We start from the raw sequence: 21,795 nt of genomic DNA on the forward strand, positions 1-21,795 counted from the left end.
TTTGCACCACGATTACGGCGGGGTAGCTCAGATGGTTAGAGCGTAGGATTCATAACCCTAAGGTCGGCAGTTCGATTCTGCTCCCCGCTACAAAAGGCACCTCAACGGGTGCCTTTTTCTTTTGATACAGAATTTTATTACCCTTCTTTTAGTTTACCCTCAGGACGAGTCTTTATCTACTCTCCCAAACTCACCACATCATGAAACTATTATTACGCTATTTAGGCAATTATAAATTGCTTATTCTGCTGGCCCTTCTACTGGCCGCAGTGAATCAGATATTCTCTCTATTAAGCCCATACATTTTAGGTAACTATCTGATAGATCCTTTTGCCAATAAGGCAAAGGAATTCCGGGACAGCGGCCTGGATAATGCGTATTTTAAAGGTGTATCTATTGGTTTGCTATTGCTGATCGGTACGGCCATGGTTTCCCGGATCGCCAAAGCATTTCAGGATTATGTAGTGAACGTCGTGATTCAGAAATTCGGTGCCAGTCTTTACACGGACGGACTGAAACATGCTTTGCGCCTGCCCTTTCAGGATTTTGAAGACCAGAGAAGCGGAGAAACCCTGTCCGTACTACAAAAAGTAAGAGCTGACTGCGAAAAATTCATCACCAGCTTCGTTAACGTCCTTTTCGCAACGTTGGTAGGAATCGTGTTTGTAGTGATCGTAGCTTTCAAACTTAGTCCCATGTTACCGGTTATTTATCTGATAGGATCCGTGGTACTCGCTGTATTAACCGGCATTCTAAGCAAGAAAATAAAAAGTATACAAAAGAACATCGTTAAACAAACAACCGCGCTGGCCGGCTCAACTACCGAATCGCTTCGTAATATTGAATTGATTAAAAGCTTAGGATTGACTTCACAGGAGATTTCAAGACTGAACACAACCACATTTAAAATCCTTAAACTGGAACTCAAGAAGGTTAAAAGTATCAGGTCTATCAGTTTCATTCAGGGGACTTTTGTGAACTTCCTTCAACAGTGCATCATGTTTGCATTGCTGTTCTACGTCTTTCATGAACAGATTACCGTTGGACAAATGATGATGATGCAGTTCTATTCTTTTTTCATCTTCGGACCTCTGCAAGAACTAGGTAATGTAATTCTTTCGTATAGGGAAGCAGAAGCCTCTTTGGGTAATCTACAGACGCTCCTGGCACGTCCGGTAGAAAGAAAGCCCGTTAACCCACAGATCATTCACGAAATCAATGAGCTGAAATTCGATCACGTTCATTTTCAACATCAGTCGGCAACCAAACCGGCGCTGGAAGACATTTCATTTACCGTTAAAAAGGGAGAAACCATTGCCTTTGTCGGGCCGTCCGGATCTGGTAAAACAACGCTGGTGAAATTGCTTGTTGGCCTATATCATCCTATTAATGGGACCTTATTCTATAACAACCTGGATGGTAACTTAATCGACTTCGATGAAATGAGACATAAGATAGGCTTCGTTACTCAGGATACGCAACTATTTTCTGGCACCATCAAGGAGAATCTTCTGTTTGTAAATCCCGAAGCGTCTGATGAACTGATTAATGATGTACTTTATAAAGCAGCTTGTTATAATCTACTGGGTCGTGCGGAAAATGGCATAGAAACAGTAATTGGAGAAGGTGGATTGAAACTATCAGGCGGAGAAAGACAACGTTTGTCCATTGCACGTGCACTGCTGAGAAATCCTAATCTGATGATTTTTGATGAAGCTACTTCTGCACTGGATTCACTCACAGAGGAAGAGATATCCAATACGATACGTACTATCACCGATCAGCGCCAGCATATTACTGTGATGATCGCGCACAGACTTTCAACGATTATGCACGCAGATCGTATATATGTGCTTGAAAAAGGACGAATTGTTGAAACTGGCAGCCATTCATTCCTACTTGGTGAAAAAGGCTTGTACTACGCGATGTGGCGCCAGCAGATCGGTGAACGCAAAATTGAAGCAGTGGGTGTATAATATACAATGTCCTATCCGTATGGGAGCCAACTCCCACGGATAGGACATTTACTGCTAATGTATAATTTTAAAAACAAGCTCTTTTAATAATTCTGATTCCGGAATTGCTACTCCGTCCAAACCTTTCATCCTGGCGTCCGCCTCACGCAGATATTTAATTACATTCGCAGCCTTGGCAATAGGATAATTTCGTGCAGCATGGTTATAATCTTTGACAAAAAAGGGATTTACCCCCAACTCTGCTGCAAGACCCTTTTCTGATTTGTCTTTACTTGCATGCGTTAACAGCACTTTAGCATAAAAATTATACAAGATGATTAGAATCGGAGCCAACGGATTGTCCCTGGAGTTTGCTGAGAAATAAGTCGCAATGCGGTTTGCCTTTAATGCATCCCTATTGGCCAGTGCCTTCTGAAATTCGAATACGTTATACTCCTTACTAATCCCAATAAACCGCTCCACAGCCTCTGCATCTATACCCTGTTCGGGTTGTAGGTTGACCATGATTTTCCTGATCTCGTTTGTCAATCGTTTCAGATCATTACCAATATTGTCTACAATCATCTGGATTGCCTTCGGACTGATCTTCACGCCTTCCGATTGACAAAACGAAGCCACCCATTCGGGCAGTTTATTATCATACATCTTCTTAGACTGAACCACCAAACCATGCGTGTTGAATGCTTTGATATACGATTTCCGCTCATCCGCATTACTATGAAAACACAACACGAGTACTGTGCTGGTCAATGGGTTCGACGCATACTCCTCCAGCCTGGCTTGCTGTTCCTTCTGCTCAATTCCGCCCAGCTTATTTGCATCTTTTACCAAAACCAACTGTCGTTCGGCCATAAATGGAAATCTTCTGGCGTAACTCAATACACCTGCTACATCAGTATCTTTTCCATATAACACAAACTGATTGAAACCCTTCTCTGATTCTGCTACAATACGCTTCTCCAGTTCCTCGGCAATGCTATCAATAAAAAATGGCTCATCTCCATAAAGGAAATAGAGCGGCTTATACTTCTTACTTTTTATTTCTTTTAAAGCAACATCAGGCGCTTGAGCCATGGATCCTAATTATTCTTGTTATTAAATTGATTCTGTTCAGCAATGAAACTTTCGGATGCGTGTTTCAATTCAGGAAAAAAGTGTTCGAATTTTTCCTGGTAAAATAATTCGTTCAACCTTAGTTCATCCACCGCATTCCGGATTGGGATCATAAAACCTGCACGCCTCGACATACGACTGAATGTCAAATCTATACCTTCCAGTGATGCGTAGCTATTCAGCCAATCCTGACGAATCATTGCCTTGGCCATAGGAATCATTTGTTCCGGAATGAGATATTCATTTTCTTCAATCAAACCATACATCCGATGCGCATATTCCCATAGTGTTTCATTACAAAAGTCCGTAAAAAACTTGGCTAAAAAATAATCAAAGTACATATCAACGATAATTCCGGATAGGCGGCCGTGCTTTTCAGCTATTTTTTTTCGCGCTTCACGAACTACCGGATGCGTGTCAGTAAAGGAATCTATATAGCGATGTAGCCGTAGTCCTGTTACATATTCCGGATTCCAATTAGTGGTTTTTTCTTGCGTGAGAAGTCCTTTTACAAAGTCTCCGACAAAATTTCCCATGACAATTCCTTCCCTGCTTCCCGACAATAATAAGTGTGCTAAAAAGTTCATTTAACTAAAATTTTAATAAAATAGCTGTACGTTTGCTGCTACACTGGCTACTGCCAGCCACCGGGAACAATTATTTTACAACTATCGATATTTTAATCATACAAGCAAATGAAAGTCGAAAAAAATAACGTCATAGCCATAACATATAGCCTACGTATTCCGGATACAGATGGAGAAATGGATGTAGTAGAAGTAGTAACGGAGGAGGATCCAATGTATTTTATACAAGGTATCAGCGGCCTTCCCGAAGGATTCGAAAACCAGATTGACGGACTTGTTGCCGGCGATACATTCGATTTCACGGTTGAGCCAGAAGAGGGTTACGGCGAATATGATGAGGAAGCTGTCGTGGAGCTGCCAAAACAAGTATTTGAGATGGAAGACGTCAACCAGGATGAACTTCTACAAGTAGGTAATCTGATTCCAATGACCAATGAAGATGGTGAGCGTATGCATGGTCAGGTAGTGGAAGTGAAGGAAGATGTGGTAGTTATGAACTTCAATCACCCACTGGCGGGAAAGGAAATGCACTTTGAAGGACAGATTTTATCTATCCGCCCTGCCACAGCAGAAGAAATCAGCCATGGCCACGTACATGGAGAAGGCGGTGTGCATCACTGAGAAAACTAAGGGTTATAAATTAAGAATGAAGAATTAACTGTAGTCGTCAATTCTTCATTCTTAACTCTTAATTCATAAAGGCTTATACTGCTCTACTTCTACCCCGAAGCGTTTAAGAAACTCTACCCCTTCCTCTACTGCTATACCCTTGTATGCCGCATAGGAATTCAGAAAAATTACTTTCTTAATCTTCATTGTATAAATTACTCTGGCGCAAGCAATACAAGGTGCCAAGGTGACAAACAGTGTGGAACCTTCTATATTGGAACCATTTTTTACCGCGAACAAAATAGCATTCTGTTCAGCATGTAAGGCAAGTGAACAGCTTCCTTTTGCATCACGAGGGCAACCTGTTTCCGGAAATTCCTCGTCGCAATTATGTGTGCCTGCAGGGGGGCCATTGTAACCTATCGATATTATTCTTGTATCTTTTGTAAGTACCGCTCCAACCTGTGCCTTGATACAGTGAGAACGTTGCGCAAGATTTTTTGCCAACTCCATGAAAATATCATCAAATTCCGGCTTTAAATTCGTTGTAGGTAATGTCATTGCGGTTATGAACTTGAATTGGATTGCAAACTTAGAAAAAGGATGATTTGGATTCAATATACATTACTATTACGAATTAAAATGCTGCTCATACCAGTACTGCTGGTGCTGTTTCATGGATTCGTTTTTTCTCAGACAAACAGGGTTACACTAAAAATACCACGACAATCCCCTGCCCTGCTCAAATCCTACAAATTTTTTGTACAGGAAGTGGAAGACAAACGCAAATCACCCGGATCAGGAATAGGTAGAGTGATAAGCGGAGGTCAGGAATCGCCCCTGACCTTTGCATCGGCTGCAGACAAAGAACTGGCTGCACACTGGTCATTCACTGCTCCTCAAAACAAGGAGACTTATCTGCCACTCTACATTACGATTAAGGATTTCAGATTAACTGAAAAAAAGGCTGGCCCCAATAAAGTAACAGGAGAAATCACGTTAAATGTATCTTTCCGATGGTATAGGAATATGCAGCCTGTTGAGCTTACCAGTTTTCAGACATCTGCGAATTACACACGTCCGGAAAACGATCCTTACTATGAAAAAATAGCGGAACAGATTCTCAATCAGACACTTGTTCATTTTAATAACTGGATGAATACCAATGTAGGCAAAACGCCTTCACTTGCGAGAAATCTGGTATTGGTTTTCAAAGAAATCAGAAACAAAAATGACAGAGATACTGTATTCTACGATCCAGCGCGACCGCTTATCTGGGCGGATTTCCGTGGGCAGAGCAGCAAGCCGGGAAGCAGATATGCGGCGGCTGTTTTTACCAGTTTTGCATACGAAGGTAAGTCTTATCCCAAAGGTGATGATCTCGTTGTGGAGATAGGTCTTAAAATTTTCATGGTCAAAAGCATGTCGTGGGGCCGTCCCGATTCCCGGAATGCCGGTACACTCCGACACGAACAGTTACATTTTGACGTAACCCGCATTGTGGTTGAAAGATTTAAGAAAAATCTCATCAAAGCAGAACTTACAATAGACGATTTCGACAGCGAAATTCAATATCAATTTCTTGAAACCTACAGAGAAATGAATCGTGAGCAGGAAGCATATGATGGGGAGACCGGTCATGGCTTAAATGCATCTGCACAGGCAGCCTGGGACAAAAAGATAACAGATGAAATAACCGGTATTTATTCTGGTACACAATAGGCTCCTTTTGAAAGATCGTGAAAAGAAATATGGTTGTTTGATAGATAGTTTCTCCAGCGGTCTGCATTCCTGTTACGGATTTCTCCTCCCAGCATAACGAGGGACTCAGAAGACACATCCCCGCGAGGTATAGCGTTTGTTACGACCTGGTAATCGATATTGGGATTAGACGTAAATGTACCCCTTAAAAAAGACTTACCTTTCCACATCACAATCTCACCATGGCTATACATCCGGTAACTTGGGTGATTTGCTGACCGGGAAAGATATACGTTGTTCAATACACCGTGATTTATGGCGTAATTGGCTATTCGAAAATTGTATGCATCCTGGTCGTCTGCAAAGGTGCTGTCGCTTAAAATATAAAGTTGATCTCCGTTTCTGAAACTTAATACGCTGTATTTCGGAACCGAATGAATAACTGCAGCCGGAGAATAAAAATGCTGAATACTTTTTGAAACAGAATAAGACACAAAAATGGCTGTAAGAGCGAGGCTATATTTGAATATCTTCAACCGTCTTGTTTCCCATGAGTACCAGATTACAAACAGGATCACATACAGCATCACAACCTCAATTTGATCCAGATACAGACTTTTAAGTACGTAGCCGGGAAGTTGCTTAGGTACAGCTACTGAGATGTTGGTCAGATAAGCTGAAAAATGGACGATCTGATCAGGTAAATATTGCAGCCAGGGAATAGCAAACATACTTACCAGCAATAACACCATGGATGCAGGCAAAAGGATATTGGTAAAGAAGATGACAAAAGGATTAACCAGCCAGAAGTAAGTCGGGAACTGATGAAAATAATAAAGACTCAAGGGAAAAGTGGCTAATTGTGCAGCAAATGATAGTATTGTAATTTCCCAAATAAAACCACTTATACGATTCGATGGTTGCCAGATGTCAGCCATGGGTTTATAGAAAAGAAAAATGCCCGTCATAGCCAGAAATGATAGCTGAAAACCGATATCGAATATGGCATGCGGATCCACAGCCAGAATGAACAGAGCGGAAATTGACAATGTATTGACGGACTGCTGCTTTCGACTGAATGTTTCGGCTACGACAAAAATAATACACATCAACGTAGCACGCTGAACGGACGGAGGTAAACCTGTAACAAGGGCATAGAAGCCAATGCTAGATACGATGAACATCAAATAAACCACACGCCCCCCGCGTAACTTTTTAACCCAGCCAAACAACTTGCTCAGAACCAGGAAAATAATGGCGACATGCATGCCCGACACCGATAAAATATGTACCGTACCGGAAATAGTATAGTTGTCGACTTGCTCCGACCGCAGATCATCTCTTCTTCCCAGCAGCATAGCTTTTACCAAACCATAAGAATCATCATCTTTAATTTGCCTTCTGAAAACCTGATCAGCCCAGCCGGACATGGAAAAGCTCCAGCTGCTCAATTTTGACAGCGCATTATTGGTCTCTGTAATCTGGTATGTGTCAGCCCTTAAATAGTCCACCCATAATATTCCTTTATTCCTTAAATAGCGGGGATAGTCAAATTCATCGGGATTGAGTGGCGGAGAAGGATGATCAGGCGACCCGGCGATCAAAATACGGTTGCCGGGCTGCGGAACCAGATCTGCATCCAGTGGTATACTTACCAGCGCTCTGATATCACAATTTTGCCAGCGACCGGCTGATTTAAACCGATCAATGCGTACCTCATAACGCAGATTCTTTGTACGTTTCTCAGGTAATGAACCGATGATGGCTGTATATGCTTCACATTTTTGATTTACGAAAATTTGCTCATTCTGATGTAAACCATTGTTTTGAAAACAAACAGCAAGTGCGCCTGAAATCATGAAAAAAATAACATGGGAGATTCCGCTCGGTTGCTTCTTCCAGGCTACGTTGATAGTGAGCACAAGCAGTAAAACAATTGTCGCTAATGTCAATATGATCAGCGGCGCTAACGATCCGGGAAGTAAGTATTCTCCACCAAGAATACCTGTCATGAAACTCAGGACAATACTGACAAAAGGTATACGTGAAAGCATGTTTTCATCTGACTAATAAACGTTTACTTACAGTTTGATTACCACTGGTTACACGAAGGATGTAAACACCGGTGGGTAAGTTTTTCATGTTGATATAAGTCTGATTGTATGTTTCACCTATTATTTGGATTCCCTTGTCGTTGAATATACTGAGGTGAAAATCAGCATAGTCGGGCGTATAAACATTTGCATGAAGATAGTCTCCTACAGGATTGGGATACACCTCAACCGAGAGTTGATTTTCCGTACTGGTGGCATAAGCAACCAACTGGGCTCGTCTCGGGCTCACAGCCAATACGGCATGCATTCTCTTTTTCTGATCATTTGTAAAAATACTCATACAACGATCAGGAGAATAATCCATATAATTCTCAATCATGTTGCGTGAAGGGCTGCCTTCACAATTGGAATATACCTCACCACAAACAGGAGTTGCAGGTAAATATGAAGTTTCCGCTCTCGGTGTATCTTCGCAAAAGTCAGTACCACATATGGATCGTCCCCAGATATGCAGCAATCCCAGCCAGTGTCCTATCTCGTGTGTGGTAGTCCTGCCCAGATGATAAAAGCTACTGGTGTTGGCTGGCTGGTTTCGTCCAAAGTAACGCCAGCCAATAATGACACCATCCGTTAAAGGATCAAACGCCTCATCTTCACTTGTGGTAAGTCCATTCGTTTGCGGATTGATTTCAGTAACCGTAGGACTTTGCGCAATGCCCAAATATTCCGTGGAAAGCTCACATACCCAGATATTCAGGTATTTGTTGGTAGCCCAGGGTGGCGAGGCTTTGGCAAGCTCTTTATCTGACGTCAGAACATTGAAGGACTGTCTCGCATCATACGTTCTGACGACACCTGCAAGCCTGAACCGTATTCCTGTGTCCACAGCATGTGTTCCTGTATAAAATCCCTGATAACCAGAAGAATTGCTGTAGTCTTCATTCAGCGTTTCAATCTGACTTTCAATCTGTTCGTCTGAAATGTTACTGTTATTGACACCGCCAATCTGACCATCACGACGGTTATGTACGATGTGTACCACCACGGGTATTGTCACGAGTACATCAGCCGCAACCCGAAAATTAGTAGTTTTTTGGTATAAATGATTCTGAATTGCTTCTTCCGTTTTTTCTCTGACATGAAGCAGAGACGGATTGTTACGAATACGGACTGAATCAATATAATCAATAGCGCAGCGTTTCAGAAATGGTTCTGATTGCTGCGCTACCAAAGGAGCGGCACAGAGCGCTGACAACAGAATTGTCAGTAATCTACTACGACTCCGATTTTTCATAGGCTGCCAATATATCGCGAACAAGGCGGTGACGAACCACATCGGAACCATCCAGCTCAACAAAACTGATTCCTTTAATTCCTTTCAAAATCTGAATAGAATCGATCAACCCTGATTTTAAATTTTTAGGCAAATCTATCTGAGATTTGTCACCTGTAATGATTGCCTTCGAACTTGGCCCCATTCTGGTCAGGAACATTTTCATTTGCATTGGCGTCGTGTTTTGTGCCTCATCCAGCAAAATAAATGCGTTATTCAATGTCCTTCCCCGCATATAGGCCAGAGGTGCAATCTCTATCACACGTGATTCCAGATACAATTTCAGTTTTTCAGGAGCGATCATATCATCCAGCGCATCATAGATCGGCCGCAGATATGGATCAATTTTCTCCTTCAGATCTCCAGGCAAAAAACCAAGATTTTCTCCTGCTTCAACAGCTGGCCGTGTAATGATAATTTTCCTTACTTCCTTGTTTTTCAAAGCCTTCACCGCAATCGCCACTGCCGTGTAAGTCTTCCCGGTTCCGGCAGGACCCACTGCAAAAACCAGATCAAATTTGGAAGCACGTTCCACTAATAGTCTTTGATTAGCCGTCTTTGCTTTGATGACAAGCCCTTTGTTACCATAGATGATAACGTCATCTTCATCCTCAGCATTTTTAGCATTCGTAGGAAGCGTAACTCCGTTCAGATAAATCTTGACATTTTCAGTAGTTATCTTTCCATATTTCTGGTAATGTGCGATCAACGAGTCCATAACATCGGTGATACGCATGATCTCCGGAGCGGTACCCTGTATCCTGATTTCGTTACCTCTTGAAATTATTTTACTTCCCGGAAAAGCGGTTGCAACTTCCTTGATATTAGAATTATGTATTCCAAGAAAATCGACCATTGAAATGTCCTCGAGAGTGATGATTTTTTCCAGCAAATGAGTATTTGGTTTAGTGATTTATTAAATGTCTAAAATTTAGTAATAATAACCAAGATTTGCCACAATTGAGTTCTTCACATGGACTCACGAACGAGAAGCAAATATGGGCATTGAGAAATTATATTGACAACTGATTCATTATCAGACCTTCCATTTTATATATCTGACTCAAAAAAATACTTGTCGGGTTCTCCTTTTCTCGGTGCATCGTTATGCGTAATTTTGTGATAACATGGAAAACAATAATTCAGCAAACAACTATTCTAAAAACGCTTCCCGCCAAGCTGGTTCATCACGCAAACCTGGTCCTGCCAGATTGGGTAGTAATGACCAGAATTTCGGAAAACTCCCTCCCCAGGCTATAGATGTGGAAGAGGCTATTCTGGGAGCATTGATGATAGAAAAAGATGCACTTACAGATGTAGCCGACATTCTCAAACCCGACAGTTTCTATAAAGAATCACATCAGCGGATCTACAGTGCTATTATTACACTTTTTGCTGATTCTGAACCTATCGATATGCTTACTGTAACCAGTAAGCTTCGTAGTACCGGAGAGCTGGAAATGATAGGAGGCGCAGCGTATATTATGGAATTGACGTCAAAAGTCAATTCTGCTGCCAACATAGAATTTCATGCGCGGATTATTTCTCAGGCTGCCATCAAAAGAGAGCTCATTAAAATATCTTCTGAGATATTAAGAGATGCTTTTGAAGATACCACTGACGTTTTTCGCCTACTTGACAAGACTGAACAATCTCTCTTTCAGATATCTGAGTCCAATATCAAAAAGAACTATTCCGATATGGGTGCACTGATGCGTCAGGCTTTGGAAGAATTGGATCAGAAGAAAAATAATACAGACGGCCTTACCGGAGTTCCTTCTGGTTTCAGCGCACTGGACCGACTCACATCCGGCTGGCAAAAAACAGAATTAATGATTCTGGCAGCTCGCCCGGGTATGGGGAAAACGGCATTTGTTGTTTCATCTTTACGTAACGCAGCGGTTGACTTTAATATTCCGGTGGCCATTTTCTCTCTGGAAATGTCATCCGTTCAGCTGGTAAACAGACTTATATCTGCTGAAGCCGAAATTGATAGTGAAAAAATTAGAAAAGGGAGCCTTGCACCTCACGAATGGGAGCAACTGCATCATCGTATTCATAAGCTAACCAATGCACCGATTTATATCGACGATACCCCTGCTCTGAGTATTTTGGAGTTGCGTGCCAAATGCAGAAGATTAAAAGCACAGCACGACATACAAATGATCGTGATCGACTACCTGCAGCTGATGACCGGAGATACAGGTGGAAAAAGCGCGGGCAACCGTGAGCAGGAAATTGCGATGATTTCACGCTCATTGAAAAATTTGGCCAAAGAATTGGACGTACCTGTTATTGCTCTTTCTCAGCTGAGCCGTGCAGTGGAAACACGTGGCGGAGAAAAACGACCCCAACTATCAGATTTAAGGGAATCGGGATCTATTGAGCAGGATGCTGATATGGTTATATTTCTATACAGACCAGAATATTATGGTATTACCGAAGATGAGGCCGGAAATTCAGTGGCGGGTGTAGGTGAAGTCATTCTTGCAAAAAACAGGGCTGGTTCCCTTGATACTATTCAGTTAAGATTCATAGGAAAATACACCAAATTTGCAGATCTGGATGCGCAGTTTGCACCAGCACCCTATGCCGTGGATCGCCCGATCGTGACAAGTAATCCTATAGCTTCTTTTGAAAGTGCATCTTCCCCTGCAGCAAGCGGGACGTTGCGTAGCCGCGCCAACGACCTTAGTAATTTCGACTATAAAGGGCCTAATGATGAGCCACCGTTCTGATGGTGATGGGGATGGGGCAGAGGGGTAAGGGCATGGGTAACGATAACGCAATCCCCTGCCCTTCTTCCTATGCTATCAATTAGTCCTCTTCTCCAGAAGCGCTATATTCTCTACGTGATGCGTGTTTGGAAACATATCCACCGGTTGCACCTTCACCACTGCATAATCATTGGACATTAAAGCCAGGTCACGCGCTTGGGTTGCAGTATTACAGCTTACATATACAATTCGATCCGGAGCTGCTTTAAGTATAGTTTCTACGACTGGCTGATCCATACCTGCCCGCGGAGGATCTGTGATGATTACATCAGGTCTGCCATGTTTTTTCAGAAAGTCATCATTCATGATGTGCCGCATATCACCTGCATAAAAAGAGGTGTTAGTGATACCATTGATCTGTGAGTTGATACGCGCATCCGCAACAGCAGCTTCTACGTATTCTACGCCTACCACTTTTTTAGCCCTTCTTGCTACAAAATTCGCAATCGTTCCTGTACCTGTATATAAGTCATACACCGACTCATTACCAGTAAGCCCTGCATACTCTCTTGTAATATCAAACAGGGTATAAGCCTGTGCGGAGTTCGTTTGATAAAAAGACTTCGGCCCTACTAAAAAAGTCAGATCTTCCATTGTTTCACGGATTGTCTTGTCTCCGGCATAATGAATTACTTCCTGATCCTGGTAGGAATCGTTCCCTTTCAGGTTTACAATATAGTTGAGCGAGGTGATTTCAGGATGCGTTTTATGCATGTATTCCATTACTTTCGCTATCGCTTCGTCATCCTGAGCACCAAATTGAACGATCACCATGATGTCGCCAGAATTGGCTGTACGGATAATCACATTGCGAAGCGTGCCTACATTGAAACGTACGTCATAATAAGAGATGCCATGAAGCTCTCCAAAATGGTGCAGGGAGTTTCTTATGGTATTGGAAGGGTCAGGTTGCAGATGGCAATGGTTTACTGTAAATATTTTATCGAACCTTTTAGGAACGTGAAAACCCAACGCATTTTTGGTGAACTGTTCACCTGAATTCATTTCATCCTTCGTCAGCCAGCGCCAGTTGGAAAAAGTAAATTCTAATTTATTACGATAATACTCTGTAGATGGTGCCGCCTTGATCTCATTAATTGTCACATTTTTGATATGGCCGATTCTCTCGAAATGATCTACCACCTGCTGACGCTTGAAACGAAGCTGATGTTCATATGCAATATGTTGCCACTTACACCCCCCACATACAAGATGATGCAGGCAATATGGATCCGTACGAAGAGAGGACTTGGAGTGGATTTTTGTAACAATCGCTTCTTTCAGCTTTTTTTTAGTCCTTACCACTTCGAGATCCACGATATCTCCGGGAGCTACATTACCTTCAACAAATATGACTCCGTCTTCTGATTTAAATATACATTTGCCTTCTGCTGCGAAATCAGTAATTTCAACGTGCTGATACTTATTATTCTTCGACATTCTTTTTATTAATATAACCTAACCCGAAAGCTATCCGGAAAATCTTTACTCCTTCTTACTGGCCATGAAAAATCAGTTGATTCTATTATTTCTGATCCTCCTACCCTCTTCAAACATCCTGGCAACTCATATTGTTGGCGGTCAATTGTTTATTACCGAAAACAAAAATTCGGTGTACAATTATCGCATAGGACTTACGATGTACTTTGATGCCAAAAACGGAAATCCGGATGCTGAAGATCCGACCGCAGTCATTTACATCTTCCGTAAACGTGACAATGCAGCCGTTGCCTATCTTCAAACTCCAAAAATAGAACGAAAATTGGTCAGTTACACCAATCCTTCCTGTGTAATATCGGATTTGCAAACTTTCATGATCACCTATGCCTCCGACGTAATGATTAATCCTGAAAGCTTTTCGGACCCTCAGGGTTATTACATGACATGGGACAGATGCTGTCGAAACGGAACGATTACCAATATCAGAGATCCCGGGGATGCCGGTAGTTTGTTTTACCTGGAGTTCCCGCCCCTTTCACAGAATAATTCTTTATTTTCTAATTCTTCTCCGGTATTTCCCATTGTTCAAGAGGACTATGCCTGCGTAAATACTCCGTTTAAATTCGATTTTGGTGGTACAGATGCCGATGGAGACAGCCTGGTATATACGCTCATTACTCCTATGCAGGGATTTTCAACCAAAGACCAGCCCAGCGCTCCGGGTCGCGGATCATCCAACTTTCCCAGACTCACATTTGTAGATGGTATCTCCATATCCAACGTAATTCCCGGTCCACAGCCGCTCTCCGTGAACAGTCAAACCGGAATGTTGTCCGTGACTCCCGGCGCAACCGGGCTATATGTATTTGCCGTTCAGGTGGATGAGTACAGAAATAAGGTGAAAATTGGTTCGCTCACCAGAGATTTCCAACTCAAAGTAGTAGACTGCCCCAAAATGGAAGCTCCTTCCCTCCTCTACCGACCAGCCGGGAAAAGCCAGTTTTACTTGGGAAACGAAGTGATCACTTTGAAGAAAAATGATCCGAATTGCCTGGAAGTAATGGTTGTTGATCCTTCCATTCATGATAAAATCAGAGTACGGGGACGAGCATTAAATAATAACAAAGATTATTTCAGCCTACTTCCTGCTGAGTTTACAACCACGACATCCAAAGATACCATGCGTTTTGAGGTTTGTCTGGACGATTGCTTTGTAACCTATGACAACCGCCCGATACGCCTGGAACTTGTCGCTGAAGATGCAAGCTGTCCTACCCCTCTTATGGATACATTGACGATTTACATCCGCCGGGAAAACAGCATTAACAATCCGCCTGCCATTACGACTTCACTGCCCGCGGATTATGTGAATGTCATCGTTGGGCAACCCGTCCATTTTACTGTGTTCGGCAAGGACACGGACAAAGATGATCTGAAGCTACATGCACGTGGTCAGGATTTTAATCTTACCAATATGGGTATGAGCTTTCCAATAATATCGGGAAAAGAAGCAGTGCAGCAGAATTTTTCGTGGGCTCCACCCTGCCATGCGCGGGAAGGTGACACACTTACCGTTCACTTTATGCTCGAAGACATGCGCTGTGAAGGCAATCCATTTACAGTATCCAAACCCATTTATTTCGTAGTGCAGGAGTCTCCCAATAACCCTCCAGCAGTTTCGACAGACCTTCCGGCACAGATCATGTCTCACTATGTTGGAAAATCCGCTTTAATTCAATTTAATGTGACAGCGATGGATCCTGACACCAATACAATCACACTAACCGCAACAGGAAGGGGGTTCGATATGAATAAAATGGGCATGACTTTCGACCACATGTCGGGCACAGGATCACTGATAAGCCCATACAGCTGGTCGCCTGGTTGCGAAGTGATGCAGGGAGAAAATAGCAGAGTGTTTATAATCGATTTTATAACACAGGATAAAAACTGCGCATCTGCATCGGACACCACTACGGTGGAACTCACTATTAACACAGATGACAGCTTTGACATGCCGGAAATTCCTAATGTGATTACGCCAAATAATGATGGTAAGAACGATTGCCTTGTTCTTAATAACCTACCGGCGGGGAATTGTGAAAATCAGTTTAAGCAGATCATTGTATTCAACCGTTGGGGAAAACAAGTTTATTTCACAAATCAGTTAGGTAATAACTGGTGCCCTACAGACTTGAGTGCAGGACACTATTATTATCTAATCGAATATACTGCCAAAACATTCAAAGGTGGAGTTACCATCATTAAATAGTGATAAACAAATCCAAAAAACCTGTGTTATGTCAAACTCATCGACCCATTGGGGATTTTTCATGGCCCGTAGCGCAATAGCTATGAGTATGTTCGGACATGGCCTTGTCAGACTACCTAAACTGGAAGGATTCAGCACTTGGATGCTGACCAAATTTGAGAACACGCTTCTACCCTCCGCGTTGGTAACTCCTTTCAGTTATGCCCTTCCAATTGCTGAATTTTTGATAGGTGTATTGCTGCTGATCGGCCTATTTACAAAACAAGCTCTAATCACCGGCAGTATAGTCATGATATTGCTAATCTTCGGTACTTCCATGCAAGAAGATTGGGGAGCCATCCCAAGTCAACTTATTCATGCTGCGTTCTTCTCCACGCTGCTCTGCTTTACTGATTCGCACAACTTCATATCCGTGGATCATATGTTGAAATTAAAGTAAGAATAGGCTAACCAAAAATTTAAACCTATTATATAGTATTAGACTTTCAATACTATATGATAGGTTTAAAAATACAGAAAACTACATACTTTTAATATTTTTTTTATGTATTAAAAGTATTATTAGTAAATTTATTTATACATTTAATCAAATCTATAATAATAGAAAGTATTATAAATATTAAAAGTATATAATGTATAATTAGCTCAATATTATATATATAGATATAAAGTTGTTTATCAATTATATACAGTATAGCAAAACCTGGTAGTGACATCTTTATTGGAAAACCATTGATATAGTTGCTCACCATTTCACTACTGTCTCCCTTCAGATATAGCCGAATTGCCAAATATTACTTCCCTGATTTCAGGAGAAATTTTTGGCTAACCTTAGCCTTTAGGATGAATTAATGACATTATCTGGTCAACTGCCGGAGAAAGCCGATTCTTCCTACATCCATTGTTTTGCAACATTCCGTCTCTTATGCAATTGAAGCAACACATATTTCAGTTATGAACCAGGAGCCTTTCAGAATCATTTTCCACAAAAAAGGTACTTATATGAGAACTTAATTTTTATCTAAATTGTATTCATACTGTAACAAAAATAATTACAGTATGAATACTGGAAAGTTTGCGATCTCAGTGCATATCCTGACTCTCCTGGCTAAGTTCGAAGGCGAGTGGATATCGTCTGATTTTTTGGCTGGCAGCATTAATATTAATCCTGTTCTCGTTCGAAAAGAGCTTGTCAATCTTCGTGAAAAAGGGTTTGTAATAAGTAAGGAAGGTAAGGCTGGTGGTTCGCAGCTGGCGCTGGATGCATCTACCATTCGGATGGCAGATGTGTACGCATCTGTGAGAGAAGCTGGTTTTCTTGGTAAGGCTTCCAACAAGCCCAACCCCGAATGTCCCGTAGGCAGACAGATCGATCAACATCTTGATTCCCTATATGAAGACGCTGAAAAAGCGCTGACCCACAGTTTGGCGCAAATGACACTCTCCGAGTTCTGTGAAAAATTCAATTAATCGTTCAAGTCATATAAACTACAATAAAATGAAAATTGCCATTATCGGAGCAACCGGATTTGTCGGAGCTCATGTATTATCTGAATTAACCAGTCGCGGACATCTGGTAACAGCCATAGCCAGAAATGTTTCTAAAATCAATACAACAAGCCTTGTTACTGCTGTTGAAGCAGATGTGGCTGATGAGAATGCCTTAGGTGAACTTCTGAAAGGTCACGATGCAGTAGTGAGCACATACAATGCAGGATGGACCAATCCGGATCTTTACAACGCATTCCTGAAAGGCTCTCAAACAATTCAGGCAGCAGTCAAATCATCGGGTGTGAAGCGGCTTTTGGTAGTAGGAGGAGCAGGCAGCCTGGAAGTGGCTCCGGGCGTGCAACTTGTAGATACACCTCACTTTCCCGAGGCTTATAAAGCGGGAGCTACTTCGGCCAGAGACTATCTGAATATATTGAAGGAGGAAAAAGAACTGGATTGGACTTTTTTAAGTCCGGCAATTGAAATGCATCCTGGAACATCAGGTGTGAGGAAGGGTGAGTATCGAACCGGACTGGATAATCCTGTAGTGGATGAAAAAGGGAAAAGTATCATCTCCGTGGAAGACCTCGCCGTAGCTATAGCAGATGAAGTCGAGAAACCGCAGTTTATCAGAAAAAGGTTTACTGTATCATACTAACAATACATTTTGATATAAGAAGTATTGTCAATAAAAACTAAAAGTATAAAACCTTATCAAACCAATAATTCATATAAAAAGTATTAAACTTTTTATATGACTAGAATTTACTATACTTTTAATATTCTAAAAAGTATAGTAAATTCTTATATGTTTATACTGAATATCAATCAATTAAAAATATGAGCAACACCTATTTTGCCTTTTTCATTGTTATATTCTTTAATTGACTATAAGGTCCTTGCTTAATTTACTCATACCGAATATCCTATAGCCAATACACATTCCTTCCGAGTGACTTACTTATCGCTACAATCAAAATTCCAGTAATTTGCTAAACTTTTGTCTTCCGCTATTATTCATCCGCATTTTTGAATTCAGCTATTTCCATACCGTATTAAATTCCACACTATATCGCAGTCAAACAAAGTAGTATTCGATAAGAATGCATTTTTCACCACTATGCATAAGAGATTTTACCAATCGTAATAATTGAATTAATCTAATAAATACAGCTGACAATAAGATTGAGCACGGTACCGATACAGGGGTATATTCAGTACATCTAAGAATGGCGATATACTTACATATTGTTGTCACTGTATGCAGGCCGCTATGGCACGATTTTTCTAGATTTACTACGTCACCATCATCGGAATGAATATGAACAGAAAACTTGTTGCGACCACGTCCACAGCCATTCATGCAACCCCGTCAGAAATTTGGGAAACACTCGTAGAACCATCACTAATTAGTCAGTACTTGCATGGTACCAAAGCAGAGTCAGACTGGCATGTTGGAAGCCCTATCACCTTTACCGGTGAATGGCAGGGAAAGTCTTATATAGATAAGGGAACGGTGCTTGAAGTCAAGCCAGAACGTGTACTTAGTTACAGTTACTGGAGCTCGATGTCGGGTACTGATGATTACGAAGATAACTATTCGCATGTGACTTATCATATATCACACTACGAAGACGAATCCACACTTACTATCACACAGGATAATCTTGAAACTGACGAGGAAGTGGTCAGGGCTGAGGAGAACTGGATGGCAGTTGCTAAAAAGATTAAATCCATGACTGAAAAAACAGGTCATGCAACCCGTTAAAGCAAAAGGTCTGGTAAGCGAAAATTACCTACCAGACCTTTTATTCTATATTTCTCACCCGAATCTTTCGGAAAGAATACGTTTTCGATATGAAAAAATTTCATTTACCTCGCGTCTGACCATCAAGGCATTCATTATATCACCAATTGGCCCTAATGGAACCTTGTAGGTAAGAATGTCTTCCATTAAAACGCCAGCATCGGTTTCTTTAAAATGGTGTTGATGATGCCAGAAAGCGTAAGGCCCGAATCGTTGTTCATCAATGAAGTATTTGAGCGGTTCAACGTGTGTTATCTCCGTACACCAGCTAAGAGGTATTCCCAGAATTGGTTTTACTGTATATCTTATAATCTGACCGGCATAAATATGATTTCCATGATAGCTGGAAGTTACCCTAAAATCCATATGAGCCGGCGTAATCTCCTTCAGATTAGCAGGATTAGAGAAAAAGGCCCAGGCATCTTCAAGAGATACGGACAATTCCTGCTTGAAATATAGTTCTTCCACAGTATTTTGAATCTAAAATGTTACGGTAGTTTATGCCCCTCCCTTCATACTTAATCCGATCCGTTTCCTGCTCAGATCCACCTCAGTTACTTTCACCTGAACCACCTGTTGTAAGCGTACCACTTCATTAGGATCTTTTACATACTTATCAGCCAATTGCGAAAGATGCACCAGTCCGTCCTGCTTCACACCGATGTCCACAAAAGCACCGAAAGCAGTGATGTTTGTGACAATACCCTGCAAAATCATACCAACCTTCAAATCCTCCGGTTTGCGAACCGCACTATCGAATTCAAATTTCTTAAATTCCGCTCTGGGATCTCGAGAAGGCTTTTCCAGTTCCTTCAAAATGTCCTGCAATGTAGGCAGGCCAACTGATTCTGTCACATACTTCGAAGGCGCTAATTGCTTTCTTAATTCAGCCTTTTGTAATAAATCCTTTACACCGGCATTTACATCCTTAGCCATTTGCTCAACTAATGCATAACTTTCAGGATGAACAGCGCTGTTATCCAATGGATTAGTCCCATTTTCAATTCGTAAAAATCCAGCAGCCTGCTCAAATGCTTTTGCTCCCAGGCGCGGCACTTTTAATAATTGTTGTCTTGATTTGAAATTTCCGTTTTTCGATCTGAAATCAACAATATTTTGCGCCAAAGCCGGTCCCAGCCCGGAAACATACCGCAGTAAATGCTTACTGGCAGTATTAAGATTTACTCCTACAGAATTTACGCAACTTTCTACGACTGTATCCAAAGCATTCCGCAGTAAATTCGGATCCACATCATGTTGATACTGTCCCACTCCTATTGATTTGGGGTCAATTTTCACCAACTCAGCCAATGGATCCATCAGCCTTCTGCCAATAGAAACTGATCCGCGGACGGTCACATCCTTATCGGGAAACTCTTCCCGCGCCACTTCTGAAGCAGAGTATATAGATGCACCTTGTTCACTGACCATAAATAATCCTATCTGATCAGTCAGTTTTAATGTGTTTAGTAATTTTTTTATAAATTCTTCGGTCTCACGCCCTGCTGTTCCGTTACCAACGGCAATTGCTTCTATCTTATATCTTTCAATCATGGAAGCAATATGATCTGCAGCATCCTGAGCGCGATCAAAAGGATAGATTACCTTGTCTGTCAGCAAATTTCCCTGGTTATCCAGTACGACTACTTTACAGCCCGTACGATAACCCGGGTCAATCGCAATGACATTTTTCTGCCCCAATGGCGAAGCTAACAATAGTTGTCTCAGATTCTCACTGAAGATCATAATGGCAGCTACATCGGCTTTTTCCTTCGAAATGTTCGCAAACTCGTTTTCAATGGAAGGCTTAAGCAGTCTTTTATAAGCATCTTCAATGGCCAGTTCTAATTGATCTTTGCAGGGGTCCGTTCCACGGACAAACAACCTGTCCAGACTTTCCAAAGCCTGATCTTCATCGGGAGAAATATCAATGCTCAAAATTCCCTCTTCTTCACCCCTTCGAAGCGCAAGCAATCTATGTGACGGTATTTTCGCAAGTGCCTCAGAGAAGTCAAAGTAATCACGATATTTAACACCTTCTTCCTGCTTTTTTTTCTTAACCTTAGAAGTGACAATTGCATTTTTTTGAAACATGCTACGCATTCTTACACGCGCATCCTGGTTTTCGTTAATCCATTCGGCAATAATATCTCTGGCTCCCTGCAGAGCGGCATCGACGGAATCGACTTCTCCCTTCACAAAATCCTTCGCACCCTTTTCCGGATCAGCTTCTTTTCCTGTAAAAATGACTCTTGCTAGCGGTTCCAAACCTTTCTCAATCGCGATGGATGCCCGAGTCTTTCTTTTCTGTTTGTATGGCAAATAAATATCTTCCAATTCCACCATCGAAAACAGAGATTCAATCTTGCTTTTAAGCTCTGGAGTCAACTTACCCTGTTCACCAATAGCCTTCAAAATGGCTTCTCTACGCTTCTCTACCTCTTGCTGCCGCTGCCACGCCTCCTTAACAGCACCTATCAACACTTCATCCAGACCACCTGTCGCTTCCTTTCTATATCTGGCAATAAAAGGTAACGTAGCACCCTCTTCAAAAAGTTGTATCGTATTACGCGCCTGCTTTTCCGAAACCGACGCCTGTTTTGCTATAAGATTAAAATTCATGCTGAAACTATCT

Annotated in this window: 18 protein-coding genes and 1 tRNA gene; 10 read left to right on the top strand and 9 right to left on the bottom strand. The window is 41.7% G+C overall.

Translation table 11 applies throughout. From position 1 onward, the window contains the following. The first annotated feature begins 16 nt into the window (after window positions 1-16). Together AC1XUE_RS02795 and AC1XUE_RS02800 are read left to right on the top strand one after the other, a co-directional pair. A tRNA-Met gene (locus tag AC1XUE_RS02795) sits at window positions 17-90 on the top strand. Window positions 91-200: 110 nt separating this feature from the next. After that, window positions 201-1,976, top strand: coding sequence for an ABC transporter ATP-binding protein (locus AC1XUE_RS02800; protein WP_483354406.1), 1,776 nt, complete (start codon window positions 201-203; stop codon window positions 1,974-1,976). Window positions 1,977-2,030: 54 nt separating this feature from the next. Here the strand turns inward: AC1XUE_RS02800 and holA are convergent, their stop codons facing one another. Together holA and AC1XUE_RS02810 are read right to left on the bottom strand one after the other, a co-directional pair. Further along, on the bottom strand, window positions 2,031-3,050 hold the full coding sequence (gene holA, locus AC1XUE_RS02805; protein ID WP_483354407.1) for a DNA polymerase III subunit delta: 1,020 nt from the start codon (window positions 3,048-3,050) through the stop codon (window positions 2,031-2,033). 5 nt (window positions 3,051-3,055) lie between these two features. Then, window positions 3,056-3,676, bottom strand: a complete 621-nt coding sequence (locus AC1XUE_RS02810) for an acyl carrier protein phosphodiesterase (protein WP_483354408.1) — start codon at window positions 3,674-3,676, stop codon at window positions 3,056-3,058. 108 nt (window positions 3,677-3,784) lie between these two features. Between AC1XUE_RS02810 and AC1XUE_RS02815 the strand changes: the two genes are divergently transcribed. Beyond that, the gene (locus AC1XUE_RS02815; RefSeq protein ID WP_483354409.1) at window positions 3,785-4,297 is read left to right on the top strand and encodes an FKBP-type peptidyl-prolyl cis-trans isomerase; all 513 of its coding nucleotides are present in this window, start codon (window positions 3,785-3,787) and stop codon (window positions 4,295-4,297) included. 72 nt (window positions 4,298-4,369) lie between these two features. Here AC1XUE_RS02815 and AC1XUE_RS02820 read toward each other — a convergent pair whose 3' ends face one another. Further along, window positions 4,370-4,846, bottom strand: coding sequence for a deoxycytidylate deaminase (locus tag AC1XUE_RS02820; protein WP_483354410.1), 477 nt, complete (start codon window positions 4,844-4,846; stop codon window positions 4,370-4,372). A gap of 42 nt (window positions 4,847-4,888) precedes the next feature. Between AC1XUE_RS02820 and AC1XUE_RS02825 the strand changes: the two genes are divergently transcribed. Next, on the top strand, window positions 4,889-6,007 hold the full coding sequence (locus AC1XUE_RS02825) for a DUF922 domain-containing protein (protein ID WP_483354411.1): 1,119 nt from the start codon (window positions 4,889-4,891) through the stop codon (window positions 6,005-6,007). On the opposite strand, the gene AC1XUE_RS02830 is transcribed toward AC1XUE_RS02825, so the two are convergent. Genes AC1XUE_RS02830 through AC1XUE_RS02840 form a run of 3 tightly spaced genes read right to left on the bottom strand, consistent with a single transcriptional unit; the run spans window position 5,989 to window position 10,265 of the window. Further along, the gene (locus AC1XUE_RS02830; protein ID WP_483354412.1) at window positions 5,989-8,040 is read right to left on the bottom strand and encodes a ComEC/Rec2 family competence protein; all 2,052 of its coding nucleotides are present in this window, start codon (window positions 8,038-8,040) and stop codon (window positions 5,989-5,991) included. The two genes, AC1XUE_RS02825 and AC1XUE_RS02830, sit on opposite strands and share 19 nt — an antisense overlap. A gap of 4 nt (window positions 8,041-8,044) precedes the next feature. Next, window positions 8,045-9,334, bottom strand: a complete 1,290-nt coding sequence (locus AC1XUE_RS02835) for a M43 family zinc metalloprotease (protein ID WP_483354413.1) — start codon at window positions 9,332-9,334, stop codon at window positions 8,045-8,047. Next, a complete protein-coding gene (locus tag AC1XUE_RS02840; RefSeq protein ID WP_483354414.1) occupies window positions 9,315-10,265 on the bottom strand; it encodes a PhoH family protein in 951 nt (316 codons plus the stop codon). Before AC1XUE_RS02840 ends, AC1XUE_RS02835 begins: the two co-directional genes overlap by 20 nt. 235 nt (window positions 10,266-10,500) lie before the next feature. On the opposite strand from AC1XUE_RS02840, the gene dnaB reads away from it, so the two are divergent. Further along, window positions 10,501-12,111: a replicative DNA helicase gene (dnaB, locus tag AC1XUE_RS02845; protein ID WP_483354415.1), complete on the top strand. Its 1,611-nt coding sequence runs from the start codon at window positions 10,501-10,503 to the stop codon at window positions 12,109-12,111. 75 nt (window positions 12,112-12,186) lie between these two features. Here the strand turns inward: dnaB and rlmD are convergent, their stop codons facing one another. Further along, complete coding sequence (rlmD, locus tag AC1XUE_RS02850; protein WP_483354416.1) at window positions 12,187-13,590, bottom strand: 23S rRNA (uracil(1939)-C(5))-methyltransferase RlmD; 1,404 nt, start codon at window positions 13,588-13,590, stop codon at window positions 12,187-12,189. A 64-nt stretch (window positions 13,591-13,654) separates the two neighbouring features. Between rlmD and AC1XUE_RS02855 the strand changes: the two genes are divergently transcribed. The 5 genes from AC1XUE_RS02855 to AC1XUE_RS02875 all read left to right on the top strand — a co-directional run bounded on the left by AC1XUE_RS02855 (window position 13,655) and on the right by AC1XUE_RS02875 (window position 19,121). Then, window positions 13,655-15,862: a T9SS type B sorting domain-containing protein gene (locus AC1XUE_RS02855; RefSeq protein WP_483354417.1), complete on the top strand. Its 2,208-nt coding sequence runs from the start codon at window positions 13,655-13,657 to the stop codon at window positions 15,860-15,862. 28 nt (window positions 15,863-15,890) lie between these two features. Continuing rightward, a complete protein-coding gene (locus AC1XUE_RS02860) occupies window positions 15,891-16,301 on the top strand; it encodes a DoxX family membrane protein (RefSeq protein ID WP_483354418.1) in 411 nt (136 codons plus the stop codon). A 620-nt stretch (window positions 16,302-16,921) separates the two neighbouring features. Beyond that, the gene (locus AC1XUE_RS02865) at window positions 16,922-17,332 is read left to right on the top strand and encodes an Rrf2 family transcriptional regulator (RefSeq protein WP_483354419.1); all 411 of its coding nucleotides are present in this window, start codon (window positions 16,922-16,924) and stop codon (window positions 17,330-17,332) included. Window positions 17,333-17,360: 28 nt separating this feature from the next. Further along, entirely contained in the window at window positions 17,361-18,011 is a 651-nt protein-coding gene (locus AC1XUE_RS02870) for an NAD(P)-dependent oxidoreductase (RefSeq protein ID WP_483354420.1), read from the top strand. A 663-nt stretch (window positions 18,012-18,674) separates the two neighbouring features. Continuing rightward, window positions 18,675-19,121 (top strand): SRPBCC domain-containing protein, encoded by a 447-nt coding sequence (locus AC1XUE_RS02875; RefSeq protein ID WP_483354421.1) that lies wholly within the window; start codon window positions 18,675-18,677, stop codon window positions 19,119-19,121. Between the two features lie 54 nt (window positions 19,122-19,175). On the opposite strand, the gene AC1XUE_RS02880 is transcribed toward AC1XUE_RS02875, so the two are convergent. Both AC1XUE_RS02880 and AC1XUE_RS02885 read right to left on the bottom strand, forming a co-directional pair. After that, window positions 19,176-19,628, bottom strand: a complete 453-nt coding sequence (locus AC1XUE_RS02880; RefSeq protein ID WP_483354422.1) for an SRPBCC family protein — start codon at window positions 19,626-19,628, stop codon at window positions 19,176-19,178. Between the two features lie 30 nt (window positions 19,629-19,658). Beyond that, on the bottom strand, window positions 19,659-21,782 hold the full coding sequence (locus tag AC1XUE_RS02885; RefSeq protein WP_483354423.1) for a Tex family protein: 2,124 nt from the start codon (window positions 21,780-21,782) through the stop codon (window positions 19,659-19,661). Window positions 21,783-21,795 lie beyond the last annotated feature (13 nt).

Source organism: Dyadobacter sp. HNCC25DJ187, from assembly GCF_056895255.1.